At 49.3% G+C, this 16,922-nt stretch carries 18 protein-coding genes; 3 read left to right on the top strand and 15 right to left on the bottom strand.

Going from position 1 to position 16,922, the window contains the following annotated elements:
* Positions 1–3 precede the first annotated feature (3 nt).
* Genes GN278_15610 through GN278_15600 form a run of 3 tightly spaced genes read left to right on the top strand, consistent with a single transcriptional unit; the run spans position 4 to position 3,052 of the window.
* A complete protein-coding gene (locus GN278_15610; protein XAT62067.1) occupies positions 4–669 on the top strand; it encodes a response regulator in 666 nt (221 codons plus the stop codon).
* Positions 666–2,051 (top strand): HAMP domain-containing protein, encoded by a 1,386-nt coding sequence (locus tag GN278_15605; protein ID XAT62066.1) that lies wholly within the window; start codon positions 666–668, stop codon positions 2,049–2,051. Before GN278_15610 ends, GN278_15605 begins: the two co-directional genes overlap by 4 nt.
* Positions 2,021–3,052 (top strand): extracellular solute-binding protein, encoded by a 1,032-nt coding sequence (locus tag GN278_15600; GenBank protein XAT62065.1) that lies wholly within the window; start codon positions 2,021–2,023, stop codon positions 3,050–3,052. Before GN278_15605 ends, GN278_15600 begins: the two co-directional genes overlap by 31 nt.
* Positions 3,053–3,141: 89 nt before the next feature.
* Here the strand turns inward: GN278_15600 and GN278_15595 are convergent, their stop codons facing one another.
* From GN278_15595 to GN278_15525, 15 genes are all read right to left on the bottom strand, one after another.
* Complete coding sequence (locus GN278_15595; GenBank protein ID XAT62064.1) at positions 3,142–3,735, bottom strand: hypothetical protein; 594 nt, start codon at positions 3,733–3,735, stop codon at positions 3,142–3,144.
* A gap of 326 nt (positions 3,736–4,061) precedes the next feature.
* Positions 4,062–4,442: a hypothetical protein gene (locus GN278_15590; protein XAT62063.1), complete on the bottom strand. Its 381-nt coding sequence runs from the start codon at positions 4,440–4,442 to the stop codon at positions 4,062–4,064.
* A 265-nt stretch (positions 4,443–4,707) separates the two neighbouring features.
* Positions 4,708–6,024, bottom strand: a complete 1,317-nt coding sequence (locus GN278_15585) for a Rieske 2Fe-2S domain-containing protein (GenBank protein XAT62062.1) — start codon at positions 6,022–6,024, stop codon at positions 4,708–4,710.
* Positions 6,025–6,542: 518 nt separating this feature from the next.
* Positions 6,543–7,127 (bottom strand): hypothetical protein, encoded by a 585-nt coding sequence (locus tag GN278_15580; GenBank protein ID XAT62061.1) that lies wholly within the window; start codon positions 7,125–7,127, stop codon positions 6,543–6,545.
* Between the two features lie 63 nt (positions 7,128–7,190).
* Positions 7,191–7,907 (bottom strand): hypothetical protein, encoded by a 717-nt coding sequence (locus tag GN278_15575; GenBank protein ID XAT62060.1) that lies wholly within the window; start codon positions 7,905–7,907, stop codon positions 7,191–7,193.
* Positions 7,908–8,198: 291 nt separating this feature from the next.
* Positions 8,199–8,570: a rhodanese-like domain-containing protein gene (locus tag GN278_15570; protein XAT62059.1), complete on the bottom strand. Its 372-nt coding sequence runs from the start codon at positions 8,568–8,570 to the stop codon at positions 8,199–8,201.
* A 144-nt stretch (positions 8,571–8,714) separates the two neighbouring features.
* A complete protein-coding gene (locus GN278_15565) occupies positions 8,715–9,773 on the bottom strand; it encodes a D-TA family PLP-dependent enzyme (protein XAT62058.1) in 1,059 nt (352 codons plus the stop codon).
* Positions 9,774–9,843: 70 nt separating this feature from the next.
* Positions 9,844–11,049, bottom strand: a complete 1,206-nt coding sequence (locus GN278_15560) for an acyl-CoA dehydrogenase (GenBank protein ID XAT62057.1) — start codon at positions 11,047–11,049, stop codon at positions 9,844–9,846.
* Positions 11,050–11,278: 229 nt separating this feature from the next.
* Positions 11,279–11,680 carry a RidA family protein gene (locus GN278_15555; protein XAT62056.1) on the bottom strand — a complete coding sequence of 134 codons (402 nt, stop codon included), beginning with the start codon at positions 11,678–11,680 and terminating at the stop codon, positions 11,279–11,281.
* Between the two features lie 2 nt (positions 11,681–11,682).
* Positions 11,683–12,084, bottom strand: a complete 402-nt coding sequence (locus GN278_15550) for an acyl-CoA thioesterase (GenBank protein XAT62700.1) — start codon at positions 12,082–12,084, stop codon at positions 11,683–11,685.
* A 264-nt stretch (positions 12,085–12,348) separates the two neighbouring features.
* On the bottom strand, positions 12,349–12,501 hold the full coding sequence (locus GN278_15545) for a hypothetical protein (protein XAT62055.1): 153 nt from the start codon (positions 12,499–12,501) through the stop codon (positions 12,349–12,351).
* On the bottom strand, positions 12,498–13,337 hold the full coding sequence (locus GN278_15540) for a tryptophan 2,3-dioxygenase (GenBank protein ID XAT62054.1): 840 nt from the start codon (positions 13,335–13,337) through the stop codon (positions 12,498–12,500). The genes GN278_15545 and GN278_15540 overlap by 4 nt, the downstream gene beginning before the upstream one ends.
* A complete protein-coding gene (locus GN278_15535) occupies positions 13,337–14,956 on the bottom strand; it encodes an AMP-binding protein (GenBank protein XAT62053.1) in 1,620 nt (539 codons plus the stop codon). Before GN278_15535 ends, GN278_15540 begins: the two co-directional genes overlap by 1 nt.
* A gap of 2 nt (positions 14,957–14,958) precedes the next feature.
* The gene (locus GN278_15530; protein XAT62052.1) at positions 14,959–16,122 is read right to left on the bottom strand and encodes an acyl-CoA dehydrogenase; all 1,164 of its coding nucleotides are present in this window, start codon (positions 16,120–16,122) and stop codon (positions 14,959–14,961) included.
* The gene (locus GN278_15525) at positions 16,122–16,922 is read right to left on the bottom strand and encodes an enoyl-CoA hydratase family protein (GenBank protein ID XAT62051.1); all 801 of its coding nucleotides are present in this window, start codon (positions 16,920–16,922) and stop codon (positions 16,122–16,124) included. Before GN278_15525 ends, GN278_15530 begins: the two co-directional genes overlap by 1 nt.

Below are 16,922 nucleotides of genomic sequence, written 5' to 3'. Positions count from 1 at the left end.
CAAATGCGATATTTGCTTGTTGAAGATAATGTTGCACTGGCCAAGGCCGTTTTGGACCGGCTGTCGCTGGATGGCCATGTTGTGGATCATGCCGCGACGCTTGAAACCGCGCAGGATTATCTAAGCACAACTGATTACGATCTGATTTTATTGGATATTATGCTGCCGGACGGAGATGCGCGCAGCCTTTTGAAATCCTATAGAATGGCCGGTGGAAAAACCCCCATTATCACCATAACGGCGCGCTCTGAGGTGTCAGATCGGGTTGGCGTTTTGGATCTTGGGGCGGATGATTATATCACCAAACCGTTTGATTTTTCCGAACTTGAGGCGCGCTGCCGTGCGGTGATCAGGCGCCAGGGCGGTATGGCAAATAATATCAAACGATTCGGAAATACCCAATTTGACCCGCTTGCCGGAACCCTGACAGTGTCCGGACAAAAGGTGCAGCTTAGAAACCGAGAGCTTAGGCTTTTGGAAATTTTCATAAATTCAACGGATCAACTTTTTTCAAAATCCAAACTGGTCGACAGGTTGTTTTCCTATGAAGATGATGTGGCCGAAAATGCCATTGAGGTTTATGTCGGACGCCTTCGCAAACAATTAGAGGGATCCGATTTAAACATCGTGACCGTGCGCGGCATGGGCTATCGGCTAAGTGTTTCATGAACGATCATGTGACCGCAACCCGATCAATCCGGCGCCGGCTGATTGTCCGGCTTTTAGCAAGTGCCGCGATTTTGGCGGTGATCCTGTTTTTGGTGGTGCAAAGTTATGGCCGGCAGCTGGCTCAGGAAAGCCAGGATAATATTCTGGCCGCATCGGTCACTTCGGTACTTGATGCGGTCACCGTGCAGGACGGGGCGTTGAATGTGGATATCCCCTATTCTGCGTTTTCTATGCTGGGCAATATCTCGGATGATCGGGTGTTTTACAAAATTGAGCAAAATCAGGTCTATTTGACCGGTTATGAGGACCTGCCATTTGCCGAAGAACCAACTATGGAAAGCCAGCCGGCCTTTGCCACAGAGCAATATCTGGGGGAAGATATCCGTTTGGTGACAGCCAGCCGGAAACTATCTTTGAACAATCAACCGGTTGTGGTGCGCGCCACGATTGCGCAAACTCGCAATGGCCAAAAACAGACCTTGCGGCAGATTTCCCAGACGGTGCTTTTTCTGGGCATTGGGTTTTTTGCCATTGCGATGGTTTTGACATTTTATGCAGCACAGTCGACGATTGGTCCGTTGCGGCGTTTGGCGGCCTCGGTCTCGCGGCGCGGGCCGCAGGATTTACGCCCTGTGGAATCGCCGGTACCCAGCGAAATGGTGCCGCTGGTACGCTCGCTAAACCAGTTTATCGGGCGGCTTAAAAAGTCGCTATCGCAATCGGAAGAGTTTATTGCCGAGGCGGCGCATCGGGTGCGCACGCCTTTGGCCACGGTTCGGATGCAGGCCGAAGTGACGCTGCGGCGGGTTGAGCGGGATGAAAACCGTGAAGCTTTGCGCGAAATGATCCGGGCCATTGATGAAAGTTCGCGCGCCGCGGGCCAATTGCTGGATCATGCCATGGTGACCTTTCGAACCGATCATCTGGTGGCTGAAAGTTTCGACTTTCAGGCGCTTGTGGATGAGTTGGTCACTCGGCTAAGGCCCGTTGCCGAGCTTAAGGAAATTGATCTTGACTGGCAATTGGGCACGCCTTTGACCGTAAAAGGTGATGCGATCTTAATTCAGAACGCGGTGCGCAACTTGATTGATAATGCGATCAAATATTCACCGACGGAAAGTTCGGTAAAGCTCACCTTGAGCGAGCGGCACTCTGGCGTTGCCTTGGAGCTCATGGACCAAGGAAGAGGCTTTCTTGATGACGAGTTTAAACTTTTAACCGACCGCTTTGTACGGGGTTCAAACGCCCATGACACCATCGGTTCCGGCCTTGGACTGACCATTGCTGATGATGTGGCGAATGCGCATGGCGGCAGCTTAGAGCTAAAAAACAACACAGAAGGAGTGGGCGCATGCGTTACCTTTTATTTGCCCTTGCGCTAGGGATGTTTCCAACCCTTGGTTTCGGTTTTGATGTTGACCAGCGGCGGCAATTTCCGGCCGAAGCCGGAAGCCAAGTTCTAAAAGTGATTTCCACTGCCGACCTTGATCTTTTTGCCGGGGTCATAGAAGCGTTTCAACGCCAGAATCCGTCCGTATCTGTCGATTACTTTGAAGTCAGTTCTACCGAACTGGTTAAGGCTTTGGTTGATGAGGGGGCACAGTTCGACCTTGCTGTGTCCAGTGCCATGGATTTGCAAACCAAGCTGGCCAATGACGGCATGGCGTTGCCGTTCCGTTCGGAGTTTACCGCCCAATTGCCTGACTGGGCCCATTGGCAGGATCTGGTTTTTGCCTTTACACAAGAGCCTGCAGCACTGGTTTTTTCCGCCCGCGACTTTGACGGTCAATCGGTGCCTAGAACCCGACAAGAACTAATTGCATTCATGCGGTCGCACCCGATGCAGTTCAAAAACCGCGTTGGCACCTATGATATTCGTAGCAGCGGGCTGGGCTATCTGTTCGCCACCCAAGATGCCCGCACATCGGAAACCTATTGGCGGCTGGCCGAAGTGATGGGCAATATGAACGCCCAGCTTTACTGCTGCTCGGGAAAAATGATCGAGGATGTGGGTTCGGGTAAACTGGCCTTTGCCTATAATGTTCTGGGCAGCTATGCGGCGGCGCAAACCAATAACCAAGACGATATCATCATCGTCGAGCCAAGTGATTTTACCACTTTGATGCTCCGCTCGGCGCTGATCCCCAAAAATGCCAAACAGCCGCAGCTTGCCGGTCTGTTTATAGATCATCTGCTGTCCTTTAGCCTTGAGGCCGGCAAAGCCGGGGACTTTCCCTTTCCCACGCTACAACGCGATGTGCTAGAACAGGAAACCGCACTGCGGCCCATTCGGCTTGGCCCCGGCCTGATGGTGTATCTTGACCGCTTAAAGCGAAAGAACTTCCTAAAGGCATGGGAAAACGCGATATTGCAAAAGCCTTAATGCGGCCGCATTTTGCGGCTGACCTTTTTCGAAAAATCATTGGAAAAGCCTTTGATCCGGCTTTCAGTGTCGTGTTCTCGGAACATATTTTATAGGCATCGCAGCGATTTCACTTCGCTTAACACATCGGAAAATTCAAGCTCACTTTCGAAAACATCACGGCCCTTCATGCCTTTGGCTTCCATCAAATGTCCAACCGCCAGTCTATAAAGAAAGTAGTCGCTAGAGGCGCTATCTTCTAATGTATCCCCGCAAAAATCTGCTAACATCTTCTTGGCATCACGATGCTTCGGTGGGGAAATATGCTCTGCATAGCCCTCATATTTCCAAGTGGGCAAAAATCTAGCCTTAACGGACCCGAGCGCTTTATTGACCATTAAATGAATGCCTTCATGCGCAATCACATCTTCAAGTGAAGGTGTCGCAGGCTGCAATTTTGTCCGAGCGCCTGCAATAATTTCGCCAGTTTGCGCATCAATTGGGGCAATAAAGGCATAATTGAAAAAGGGATAGGCTGCGCCAAATGATCGGGGAAAATACGGAACCATGACTGTATATTGAAAATTATGGGATGCGATTGTCATTTTGAGTGTGAATGCATCACTATAGAACTCGGAACGCTTGAGGCGACTGATAATCTCTGGCTCTGCGCGAATGACGTGCTGTTTAATTTCTTTATCCATATTTAGATGCAGGACGCCGCTGTTAAAAGTGGTTTTTGGGAAATGGAACCAGACCATTAAACTTACATAGACCAGCAAAGCGACTAAAGTCGCTCTGTTCGCGAAACGGTTTATGGCTTTCAATTTAAATCGGATAGAGGCTTTCAAGTTATTTCTCCGCTTTGAATACATTTAGAAAAATCAGTTTCTTTTTAAATCGTCCCAAAAAGCTGTGCCCGTTAGGCAAATAAGTTTTGCGATCTTCCTGAGAAGCGCGGTGGTTTTTAAAATGTGATGCAATTGGAAGGTCCATAACTCTGAGTTTTAATAGCCTGCTCGCGAAATATTTAATTTGCACGAAGACTTTTGCTAAAACGGGTAAAAACAAAAATAGAAATGCCTAAGTTCATTAAGTCCAAGAATGTAAATTCAAACATAACTAGGTTTGCCCACATCGCCATCCGATATCCAGTGTAGAGAAACGTAATTGCAGATAATACAAATATCCCGGATAATTCTTTTGCTGATATTATCTTTGAAATGTCGCTGAAGACTCTATAATAGCGAGAACTTGTAGCGATAAAAATGCTCAGCAGTACGACTTCGATGAGGCCAAACTCCACCACATTTAACTCCACCCATTTTGCAAGTCCATATCCGAGGTGCCAAAATAGCATAGCAGCTAACGCAAGCATCCCGCATACTTCGCCTTTTAATTTGTCTGCCATAATGTCTCTTGCTAAGCTGGCTAAAGTTAATCGTGATAAAACAGGGCGCGGCACATTCACCATATCTTCGTATTGCCCAGCCGATCAACTAAGCGTGGAAATATATTTTGTTCAACAGTCAACAGAATTGTAACGCTCTTTATCGGAATTACCGGAGGTTCGATCCCAATCTGTTTATCCGGCCTACTGCAACGCGTGAGGGCCAAGAATACAACTGAAGGTTAAATGCACAAAAACCATAGTGCAGCCGGGCCATGGTTGCAGCTTAGGGTTCGGCAAGCCAGACGTGGTTGTCGCTTTCAAGGGTCAGAAAGGTTTTGATCGGGTTTTGCTTGATCGACGTGATCATGGCCTTGTTTTCTGCCGGCATATCATCTGGCAAGCCCTCGCACCATTTGGTGACTTCGCCGGTTTTGGTGCAATAGGCAGTGCCATGGAAGGGGCAGGTAATGTTGCCACCATCATCAATGTCCCCACCGGTTAAAGGTAAATTCATATGTGTGCAGGCATTTTGAACGGCGCGCAACTCGCCGTCATGGCGAAACACTAAAACAGCCTCATCTTGATAGCTGGTTTCTAGTTTGCTGCCCTCTTTTAGGTCCGCAACAGGAACCGAGCGGTGCCACTCAATACCGCCAATAATTTTTTGCTCGGTGTTTTCTTTTGCAAGGCTATCCCCGATAACCGACTTGATTTCATAAAGCGTGGTGCGTTCGCTGGTACCTTTAAGCTTCATACGGATGAAATCTTCGACCTCGACACGGCCCTCAACCTGACTAAAGGCCATTTCAGTGATTAACATATCTGTGTCTGCGTCTTTATTTGCCGCCTCGGCGCGAGCTGCCATATTAACCGTATCGCCAATCACACTCAGCCGCTCGGTCCCGCGGCAACCCAACATACCAACGATCACCTCGCCATAATGAATACCGATACGCACTTTGAACAATTCGTCAAAGTCTTCTTCCACCTGCGCCGAAAATTCATTGAGCCTTGATTGAATTTCAATCCCGGCCTTTACGGCACGAAAGGTTTCATCCCCGGTATCATCCAGACCAAAAACTGCTAGAAATGCGTCACCAATGTAATTGTTCATAGCGCCGCCATTGCTCATCACAATATCACCGGCAAAGTCAAAATACTTATTCAACAGATACATCACGTCGAACGAGGCCATACGCTCGCTGAGCGGGGTGAAATTTTCGATATCTGCAAACAGAATGGCAACATCTTTATTGGATCCAATCGGCCCGGATTGTTCAATCGCGGATTTTGCAAATTTGATATCTTCCATCCCGTTAAGCAACCTACGGATGGTGACATCGCCTTTAAGTTTGGTTTGGCAGGCCAAGCGAACATCATCGGGGAAATCCAGCTTTTCTGACATCGCCTGCTCTATGGCATTTCGATTTTCGCAGTTTTCCAAGCCATCTAAAACTTGGACACGGCAGGTTGAACATCTTCCATGCCCGCCACATACGTGCAGGTGGCTCAATTCATTTTCGAGGGAAACTTCGAGTATCGTTTGGTTTTTTTCAAACTCAAAACGACCTTTTTCATTTCTGGAACTTAAAACCGGCATAAACGAAACCTTTTTACACACAACCGTTTAAGCCTAATCAGCTTTATCCAATTACATCAACAATTCCGTTACGATCCAAAAACAAGTTTACAGATTTTTCAAAACTATTCTGTTCATTGATTATAAAGCAGGCAGTTTAAATACAGCACAGACCGCTGTGTAATGCAGCCACTGTTCGCGAAACGGTTTATGGCTTTCAATTTAAATCGGATAGAGGCTTTCAAGTTATTTCGCCGCTTTGAATACATTTAGAAAAATCAGTTTCTTTTTAAATCGTCCCAAAAAGCTGCGCCCGTTAGGCAAATAAGTTTTGCGATCTTCCTGAGAAGCGTGGTGGTTTTTAAAATGTGATGCAATTGGAAGGTTCATAAAACTGGGCATCAATAGATTTGTACTAAAAAAAAGGCCTTATAAACAGTTCAGAAGAGTTCTCATTAAAACTAGGGTTGACACTTGAGGTTGACAAAAAATGGGAACCCACCTTTTGAAAAGTTACTTTTTTGCTCCAATTGTGGATATCATCCACTCCGCGATGGGCGAAAGATAGATACTCTCTCCCCCTCATTTTCCTTCAATAGATCCACCCCGCAACGTTGCGATATGTATGCTACGGCAAACGGGTTTACATTGAAGTTTTTTTGAACAGTCAAACCTAAGCTGGGCGCATTAATTGAGATGGCATGTTGTCTTGATGAAATCAGTGCGGTCAAAATACGAACTGATCTTTTTGGCTTTGATCTCAGATGATCTGGATTGACAAGAAACACCTTATTTTTCGTCCCCTCGATATTGTGTAACAATCCGTTGAAACTAGATGAACGCCCATCATCTCTTTTCAAAATAATGTTGGCCTCAGTAAAATTATCAATATTGGGTTGTAAATTGAGTAAAACCGATACTCGAAGGTCGTTGTTCAAATAGCATTCCACTAAGACAGTAGTATCTTGATCCGCGCTCTCAAATTCAACGGCTCTGAAGTTTTCGTCACCAGTGATGCGTGCGGCACCGTCTGCCAGCAAGAAGCCTTCTTTCAGATTATCGTTAGCTAGAAGTGATGATCCGCAGAAGCCCGCTAACAAAGTACATAAAATGTATTTTTTCATCATTTAGCTCCTATAAGCTAGAGAATTTGGCACATGAGTAAGGCATGAAAATGCCTTTATATACTATCCACAATAATGTGGGCGGGCTCTGTCCAAAACGCTTTTCAGAGGTTCAGTTGCCTCAACCAAATGCAGCAAAGAGGCGCCGTCTTGATTCAATACGAAGCCCACTGCGATTTTGTATAGGAAATACCGATAGGCATGGCTTTTATCCTCTTTCCCATCACAGAATTTTTTTAGCCCGTCTTCATAGGCTATGCTGCCGCCACCGGCTATATATTCTGCCAACCCTTCTTCAGCCCAGGGTTTCATCTTGCGGTAGGTGAGAAATTCTAGGTTTTGTGAAAGAGCTTGGTGGACAAGCTCATGGGTCAGTACGTCCTGAATACTTCTGGTAAATCCTTCACCGGAGGTCACAGTGTTTTTTTCTTGATCATATGGGGCAAAGATGAGCGTATTGATAAAGGGGAAAGACAAAGCATAGGGGCGCCCATAAAACGGCGCGTAAACAAAAAATTCTGGCCAAGATTTTGTAAAAACAATCCGTACCGGCTTGAGATCAAGATCAGAAACAAGGCTTGATCTTAACCAAGCGTCTGACGACTTCAAAATGCTAAAAAATTCGCTTTGGTCATCTGGGTTCACATTTTGAATAGACGAGCGGTCATAGGTTATGGTGTCGGAAACAAAAACAAAGATAATGAAAATTGCGCCTGCCCAAAGCCCTAAGGCTGTTCCTACGACCCAGTTCAGAGTTTTGTATATTTTCCTAAATGACATATAAATATCTTGAGTTAGTGGTCTATAAAATTGAATTTTAAGTGCTAAAAAATACACCAATGTGTGAAAAAGAAATTTGAGCATGCTAAAGCAAAACTGACGGCGTTTTCAGCAGATATATGGCTAGGCGGTTTTAATCAATTAGGGGCTGCAATATATTTTGTTAACAGTTGTTACATTTGGGATGAACATGAAAGCAAATTTGTTTAAGATATAGCTTTTATGCAGTGCTAAACACTGCGCCCCACTGGCCTTTTAGGGTTTTAAAATTTATCGGCAGATGCGGCTGGGCTATTCCACCGCGCCGCCAGCGGCTTTCCAATCGCCAAAACCGCCAATGTTATACACATTTTCATAGCCCATGTCTTTCAAGGTTTTGCCGGCAAGGGCGGCTTGTCCGCCCACGGCGCACATAACATAGATGTTGGCATCCTTTTGCAGGGCTGGATTGTGATGCGGCGTGCTGTCATCAGCGGCAAATTCTAAAAACCCGCGGTTGATTTTCTGCGCCCCTTTGACGGTTCCGCTTTGGGCAATGTCTGTCCCATCTCGCACATCCACAAAGACAGCATCGGCGTTGCCATAGGCCTCAAGTGCCTGCTCTGTTGTAATGCGCTCTACGACCGCGTTTGCTTCTGCTAAATAATCACTTGCGCGTTTCATTGAAAATCTCCCTATTCTGTTAAGGCAACACTACCACAGAGATTGGTTTTGGAAAGCCTTGATCTTGGGCTGGCGACGCGCTGTTTGGGTGTGAAAACCAAAAATGCGAAAGGGGCAGGGCACAATCTGCCTATGATAGCACCGTTACCACACTTGGCCGCGTGCAACGACCGGCTGGGTTTTGACGGGCTTCTGCTGCCGGGTAAACACTACATGATCGACCATATTACTCACCACACACGCATGGTTCGGGATGATATGTACCTGCTGGCCGACCTTTAAACCTGTCGGCTGGTCGCTGGTGATGCATCCGTGCTCTTCCGAAAGTTTTTCGATGGTTAAATCGGGATAGCCCACCACAAGGCCGTGGCCCGATAAGCCGGAAAGATCAGAAGTTAGGCTTTTTGAGCCGGCATCAATCACAGCGCGGTTGGGCGTTGGGGTGGACACAACGGTGGCCAAAATAGTCAGGGCGCAGTCCTTGATCTCGCAGGTGCCATGCATGATCAGCGAGCGGTCGTTATAAATATAAGTGCCAATGCGGTATTCTGTGCCCACTGGAATTTGATCCACCCTCCACATATCCGGCGATCCGCCAATGGATACCACATCCACCAACAGCCCACTGTCTTCGATCAGAGATTTGGCCGTTTCAAGAAAGCTGTTGATGTGATCGGCATTGCCAATGGGCGGATAGGTCATCAAACCGCCAAACCTAACTCCTGGCAGGCGGTCGATGGCCTGCGCCAATTCGAGCGCTTCTTCTGGGCTCACAACGCCGCAGCGCAAGGCACCAGTATCGCATTCCACCAGCACTGTGAGCGGCGTTTGTGCATCCTGAAAGGTTTCCGACAATCCCTGAACGCAGGTGAGGTTATCCGCCACCACCGAAAGCCGTACCTTCTGCGCAAGCTGGCACAAGCGGCGCAGTTTGCTTTTCCCCAGAACATTATAGGTCAGCAAGATATCATCGATGCCGCCCTCTGATATCATCGCTTCGGCTTCTGATATCTTCTGGCAGGTGATGCCAGTTGCGCCGGTGGCCAGTTGTTTCTTTGCCAAATCGGGGATTTTATGTGTTTTGACATGCGGTCGCAGGTACAGACCCAGTTTGTCGCAATAGGCTTGGTATTTGGCTATATTGGCCTCGACAATATCAAGGTCGATCACTACCGAAGGTGTGTCAATTTCCGAATGCTCCATCCCGTACCCCTGTCTCAAAAGCTGGCAATGTCTTTTTCATTTTAAACTGTTGTACCGTTCTGAGCGAACCCTAGAAAAACGCCTGCAGTCCGGTTTGGGCCCGACCCAAGATTAGCGCGTGCACATCATGCGTGCCTTCATAGGTGTTTACGGTTTCTAGGTTCATCATATGGCGGATCACCTGAAACTCTTCGCTGATGCCGTTGCCGCCGTGCATATCGCGGGCCATCCGGGCGATGTCCAAGGCTTTGCCACAATTGTTGCGTTTGATCAGTGAAATCATCTCTGGCGCCGCCGAGGCGTCGTCCATTAGCCGGCCCACCCGCAACGCCGATTGCAGGCCAAGCGTAATTTCGGTTTGCATATCGGCCAGCTTTTTCTGAAACAGCTGGGTTTGCGCCAGTGGCTTGCCAAACTGTTTGCGGTCTAGCCCGTATTGCCGTGCGCCCATCCAGCAAAACTCGGCCGCGCCCATCACCCCCCAAGCGATGCCATAGCGTGCGCGGTTTAAACAGCCGAACGGACCTTTTAGGCCTTCAACATTGGGCAGCAGCGCGTCTTCGCCGACCTCGACATTGTCCAAAACGATCTCGCCCGTGGTCGAGGCGCGCAGCGACAGCTTGCCCGTGATTTTTGGCGCGCTTAGACCCTTGGTGCCTTTATCAAGCACAAATCCGCGGATTTTCCCGTCATGGGCATCAGATTTGGCCCAGACCACAAATACATCTGCAAACGGCGAATTGGAAATCCACATCTTTGAGCCGTTCAAAACATAGCCGCCCTGCACTTTTTCGGCGCGGGTTTTCATGCCGGCCGGATCGGATCCCGCGTCGGGTTCGGTGAGCCCAAAGCAGCCGATCCATTCACCGGCGGCAAGTTTGGGCAGATATTTTTGCCGCTGCTGTTCGGTGCCATAGGCGTAAATCGGGTACATTACCAAAGAAGACTGCACCGACATCATGGACCGATAGCCCGAATCCACGCGTTCGATTTCACGTGCAACTAGACCGTAAGCAACATAGCCGGCACCGATGCCGCCATATTCTTCTGGGATGGTCGAGCCTAAAAGACCCATTTCGCCCATTTCGGCAAAGATACCAGGCTCTGCCTTTTCTTCGCGGTAGGCCGCGATCACCCGTGGCTGAAGCTTTTCTTCGGCATAGGCGCGGGCGCTATCACGGATCATTCTTTCATCATCTTCGAGCTGCGCATCCAGCAGCAGCGGATCTTCCCAATTAAAGGATGACAGATTTGGCGCGTCTTTGGCTTTCAACATTTTTTGAAGTCCTTTTGGGATGTGGTCAAGCGGGGTATGATCATCACAGAGGTCATGTGATACAAGTCTTTATTGATGTGTTCGCAATCTTGCTTGGCAAGACAGAAAAAAGCGATTTTTCCATAGTGTCTCATCCACCGTTGCCGTTCAGGTTACTCAAAGGATATATCTGTTATCGCTTGAAGTTCAAGCATCACCGTGTAGGCGGTTGGGATATATGCAATTGGTATCACTTAAGCGAAATGAAGGCGGTTGCTTCAATCTCAAGCAAGGCCTCATCTTCCACTAGATCATCAATGATAATCAGTGACATTGCAGGAAAGTGTTTGCCAAATATCCGTTGATAAGCTTGGCCAATCGCACGCTGATTTGCGAGGTATTCCGACTTGTCTTTCACATACCATGTAAGGCGTCCGACATCGCTCACACGGCCGCCGGCAGCTTGAACAATCGCGGCAATATTGAATAGAATTTGCTCCATCTGGCCGCAGAAATCTTTTGCAACGAATTTCTTGTCCTTGTCCCAGCCAATTTGGCCGCCGATGTGCAATGTCCCATCGGGCATGAGCATTCCATTTGCATAACCAAGGGCCGGGGCCCAACCTTCGGGGTGAATAGTCTTGGGATACATTTTCAGACCTCAATAAGTGCGTTGATTTTTGCCCTCACATGCGCAGGCCACGGGGCCGGTCGACCCTCACCGTTAACGCACACCAGGGTCTGGTCGGCTTCGAAACAGAGTACATCGGATTTCATTGCTTGGGTAATCAGGGTAAGACTGGTTTTGCTCAGGCGTGTAAACCTAAGGCAAAGCTCCAGACAGTCACCATGTCGACAGGGCTTTTTAAAGCGCACATTGAACGCGGCGGTTGGTACGCCCGCATTAGGGTGCATATATTCAAATGGCCAATTCAACACATCGCTGAACAGCGCCTCGACTGCGTCATTAATCATTTCAAAAAAACGAGGGTAAAAGACTATTCCGGCCGGATCGCAGTGTTTGAACAACACTTTTTGTTTATAAGTGAAATGCATGCTATCGCGCGAATATTTGGTAGCTTTGCCCAGTGCATGTCCGGTCAATTGCTTCGGTATTTGGCAAACAATCGCTGATAAATTTGCTGATATCCTCACTTTTGGGCAGGTGCGGCTTGAGTAATAGGTCAAAATCGCTGGCTACTGGCTTAAGCTCGGCGTGGGTGTCTTTTATGCTGATTCTGTCAGCTGTTCGATATGCTGGCCTTGGCCGACAATAGGTCTGCATATGTAAAGTTTGCATTCTTTTCTCCTTGCTTCGGGTCACTTGAGACATGATCTGATATATTGGATCACTTCCTCGATGATCTCAGTGGCGCTAGTGGCGGATTCTTTTGGCAACGGACCAAGCGAACGCCCAACGAGGTGAATGGCGCCCTTGGGCAGGCCGGACAGATCTTTGTGCGGCTTTGTCATAGCTCACCCCTCACATGCCAGAGTTCGGGAAACAGCTCTACCTCCAACATGCGACGGAGATAAGAAACGCCTTCTGTACCGCCCGTACCGCGTTTAAAGCCAATCACGCGCTCCACGGTGGTGACATGGTTAAAGCGCCAGCGGCGGAAGTAGTCTTCTAAATCTACTAGCTTTTCGCCGAGCTCATAGAGCGACCAATAAATATCAATGTTCTCATAGACTGTTTTCCAGCGGTCTTGGATCTGCGGCAAAGCAGTATGCGGAGTGTCCAGTTGCGGTGTGGGCACATTATTTTCGTTGCCGTCCATCGTACGACACAGATGGCGTAACACTTCATCATAAAGGCTCGGCCGGGCCAGTTCCTTAGATAGCATAGCGTGGGCGTCCGGCATATGGGCATGGGGCTTTAGCATATTCGGGTTTCGGTTGCCGAGCACATACTCGATCATCCGGTATTGATAGGACTGAAAACCCGAAGAGGGCCCAAGCGCTTCACGAAATGCTGTATAGTCGGCAGGTGTCATGGTGCGCAGAACGTCCCACTGGTTATTGAGTTGTTCAAAAATTCGGCTCACCCGGGCGAGCATCTTGAACATGATTGCCGTATCACCCGAGCTTAGCGCCTTACGAGCAGCGTCTAATTCGTGCAGGATCAGCTTCATCCAAAGTTCTGACGTCTGGTGCTGAATGATGAATAGTAATTCGTCATGTGCGGTGCTGAGAGACTTTTGCGCCGAAAGTATTGGTGCAAGTTGCAGATAATCGCTGTAGGACATTGCACCTTCGAAATCCATCTTGGCGCCGCCAGTTGCGGGATTGTAGGCTGCTTTATTCATTAATCGGTTGCCCGAAGCTTGAAGCGCTGGATTTTGCCGCTTTCGGTTTTTGGCAGCGCTTTGGTAAACACAATGGACCGAGGGTGTTTATAAGGCGCGATGGTGGATTTGACATGATCCTGAAGCTGCTTTGCCATTTCATCACTGGGCATATCGCCAGCGCTCAAGACCACATGAGCCTCAACAATTGAGCCGCGATCTTCATCCGCAACACCGATCACGGCACATTCCACCACGGCAGAATGTGACAGCAAAGCGGCTTCTACTTCTGGCCCGGCGATGTTGTAGCCTGAGCTGACAATCATATCATCGCTGCGGGCGGCAAAATAAAAATACCCGTCCTGGTCCATGTGAAAGGCATCTCCGGTGATATTCCAACCATTTTGGACATATTCGGTTTGCCGCGCTCCGCGTAAATAGCGGCACCCGGTTGGACCCCGAACAGCCAATAAGCCGACCTTTCCACAGTCAACCTCATCCCCATTTTTATCTACCACCTTTGCCTCATATCCGTTTACAGGCTTTCCGGTGCAGGCCGGTTTGTGATCTTCAAATCGGTTGCTGATAAAGATATGAAGCATTTCGGTTGCGCCAATGCCGTCGAGCATTGGCTTGCCGGTTTTTGCCCGCCATTCTTCATAGACCGGTTGGGGGAGAGTTTCGCCTGCAGAAACTGCCGCGCGCAAAGAGGACAGATCAGCGCCGTCTTCCATGGCGCGCAGCATCGCGCGGTAAGCGGTTGGCGCTGTAAAGCAAACCGTGGCTTTATATTTCTCAATGATGTCGACCATATTTGGCGGGGATGCGTTTTCCAATAGTGTGGCAGCCGCGCCATAGCGCAAAGGAAAGATTGCCAAGCCCCCAAGACCAAAAGTAAACGCCAAAGGCGGCGAGCCGACGAACACATCCTCGACCGTCACCTTCAATACCTCCTTTGCGTAACCATCCGCTATGATCAAGAGGTCACGGTGAAAGTGCATCGTGCCTTTCGGCGTGCCCGTAGAGCCCGAGGTAAACCCGATCAACGCCACATCATCCTGTGCTGTTTCCACAGATTGGAAGGTCACAGGCTTTTCCAGTGCCAGTTCATCCAACTCGGCATTGTGGTTAGAGGTTCCATCAAAGCCAACCACCTTTTGCAAGCAAGAGCTGTCCTTTTCACAAATGCGCATTTCATCCATCAGCCGGATATCACAAAGCGCATGGCTAATTTCAGCCAGCTCGACATATTTAGCCAATTCAGCCGCCCGGAGCATGGGCATGGTGTTGACCACCACAGCGCCGACTTTGGTGGCTGCCAGCCAGCAGGCCACCATGGCGGGATTATTGGCCGATCTGATAAGGATACGGTTGCCCGGCTTTACCCTCAAGTCGTCTACCAGAACATGCGCAATGCGGTTGCTCCAGTCGGTAAGTTCTTTGTAGGTTCTGCGCCGTCCATTTCCAATCAGCGCGGTGTGGTCGCCAAATCCCTTTTTGACCATCGCATCGGTAAGCTCATAGGCAGCATTTAACCGGTCGGGATAGTTGAAATTTTCCAGTGGAAAATCTGGCAAGGTTTCTTGTGGCGGCAAATTATCCCTTGAAAACGTATCCGTATGCGCAGTTTGCCTAAACATATCTAAACCTCCAGATGGCTGGCTAAGGTTTGCTTTGCAATCACAAGGCGCTGGATATCAGAGGCGCCTTCATAGATGCGCAAAGCGCGAACTTCCCGATATAATCTTTCGACAACCTGGCCTGATTTTACACCGTCACCGCCGTGCAGTTGCACCGCTTTGTCGATGACATTTTGCGCATGGTCTGTGGCAAATAGCTTTGCCATTGCGGCTTCGCGGGTCACCCGCGGAGCGCCGCTGTCTTTTGTCCAAGCCGCCCGGTACACCAGCAATGCTGCGGCATCTATATCCAAAGCCATGTCGGCGATATGTCCCTGCACCATTTGCCGATCAAAAAGTGGCGTACCTTCAACCCTGCGCGTTGTGACCCGCTGAAGGGTTTCCGAAAGTGCGCGCCGCGCAAACCCCAAAGCAGCTGCGGCCACGGTAGAGCGGAAAACATCAAGCACAGACATCGCAATTTTAAAGCCCTGTCCCGGCGCGCCGATTAGGGCGGATGCTGGAATGCGGCAGTCGGAAAACCGCAGGGTGGCAAGCGGGTGCGGCGCGATCGTTTCAAGCCGCTCGGTTATCTCGAACCCGGGCAAGCCAGCGGGCACAATAAAGGCGGATAAACCCTTGGCACCCGGGGCTTCGCCAGTGCGGGCAAAGACGGTGTAAAGGTCGGCTATTCCCCCGTTCGAAATCCAGGTCTTTTCGCCGCTTAAGACGAAATGATCCCCATCTCGGGTGGCGGTCATGGTTGAATTGGCTACGTCAGACCCGGACTGTGGTTCGGTGAGGGCAAAGGCGGAAATGGCCTTTCCTTGGCGGGTCTTGGTAAGCCACTCGTCTTTTTGCTGCTCAGAGCCAAAAAGAGAAATTGCGCCCGTGCCAAGGCCCTGCATGGCAAAAGCAAAATCTGCAAGCCCATCGTGGCGCGCCAAAGTTTCGCGGATCAGGCAGAGGCTGCGCACGTCTAGTTTTTGTTGGTCTTCGCCGCCCACCGCAGAATGGGCAAGAAAGCCCGCATCCCCCAGCATTGTAACAAGCTGGCGACATGTTTCATCAGTATTTTGGTGATCTATGGCATCAAGATTGGCATTTGCCCACGTCTCTAAATGCGCAGCAAGATCCCTGTGCCGAGGCTCGAAAAACGGCCAATTGAGAAAGCTTTTATCCACCATCAGTCGCCCTCGAAAATCGGTTTTTCTTTGGCCACAAAAGCATGGTAGGCGCGGTGGAAATCTTGTCCCTGCATACAAATAGCTTGGGCTTGTGCTTCGGCCTCAATGGCTTGTTCAATCGACATTGACCATTCTTGTGCCAGCATGGTTTTGGTCATCATATTGGCAAAATTTGGACCTTCGGCAATGCGTTTTGCTATCTTTTGTGCAGTCGGTAAAAGCTCATCTGCAGAGGCCAAGCGATTAAAGTAGCCCCAATTTAAACCTTCCTCGGCACTCATTGATCGGCCAAGATATAGCAATTCTGCAGCGCGCCCCTGACCGATAAGGCGCGGCAGGATTGAACAGGCTCCCATGTCGCATCCCGCCAGACCAACCCGGTTAAACAGAAACGCAGTTTTTGCCTCTGGTGTTGCGATCCGCAGATCGGATGCCATTGAAATAATTGCGCCAGCGCCGGCACAAATGCCATCCACTGCGGCGATAATCGGTTTGCCGCAATTGATCATTGCTTTGACCAGATCGCCGGTCATCCGTGTAAAGGTTAAAAGTTCCTTCATTGACATTTTTGTAAGCGGCCCGATGATTTCATGAACGTCACCGCCTGAGCTGAAATTGCCGCCGTTTGGCGCAAAGACAACCGCCTTGATGTCCTCATCATAGTGCAAATCGCGAAACCAGTCGCGCAATTCGGCATAGCTATCGAAGGTAAGCGGGTTTTTACGCTCTGGTCTGTCAAGTGAAATGGTAGCGATGCTGTCCTCAATATCGCAGTTGAAATTTTGTATCTCACGGCGCAT

It is taken from the genome of Rhodobacteraceae bacterium Araon29 (assembly GCA_039640505.1).
Classification (GTDB): Bacteria; Pseudomonadota; Alphaproteobacteria; order Rhodobacterales; family Rhodobacteraceae; genus CABZJG01.
Note: the sequence above shows the minus strand (reverse complement) of the source record. Positions and strands in the feature narration are given on the sequence as shown.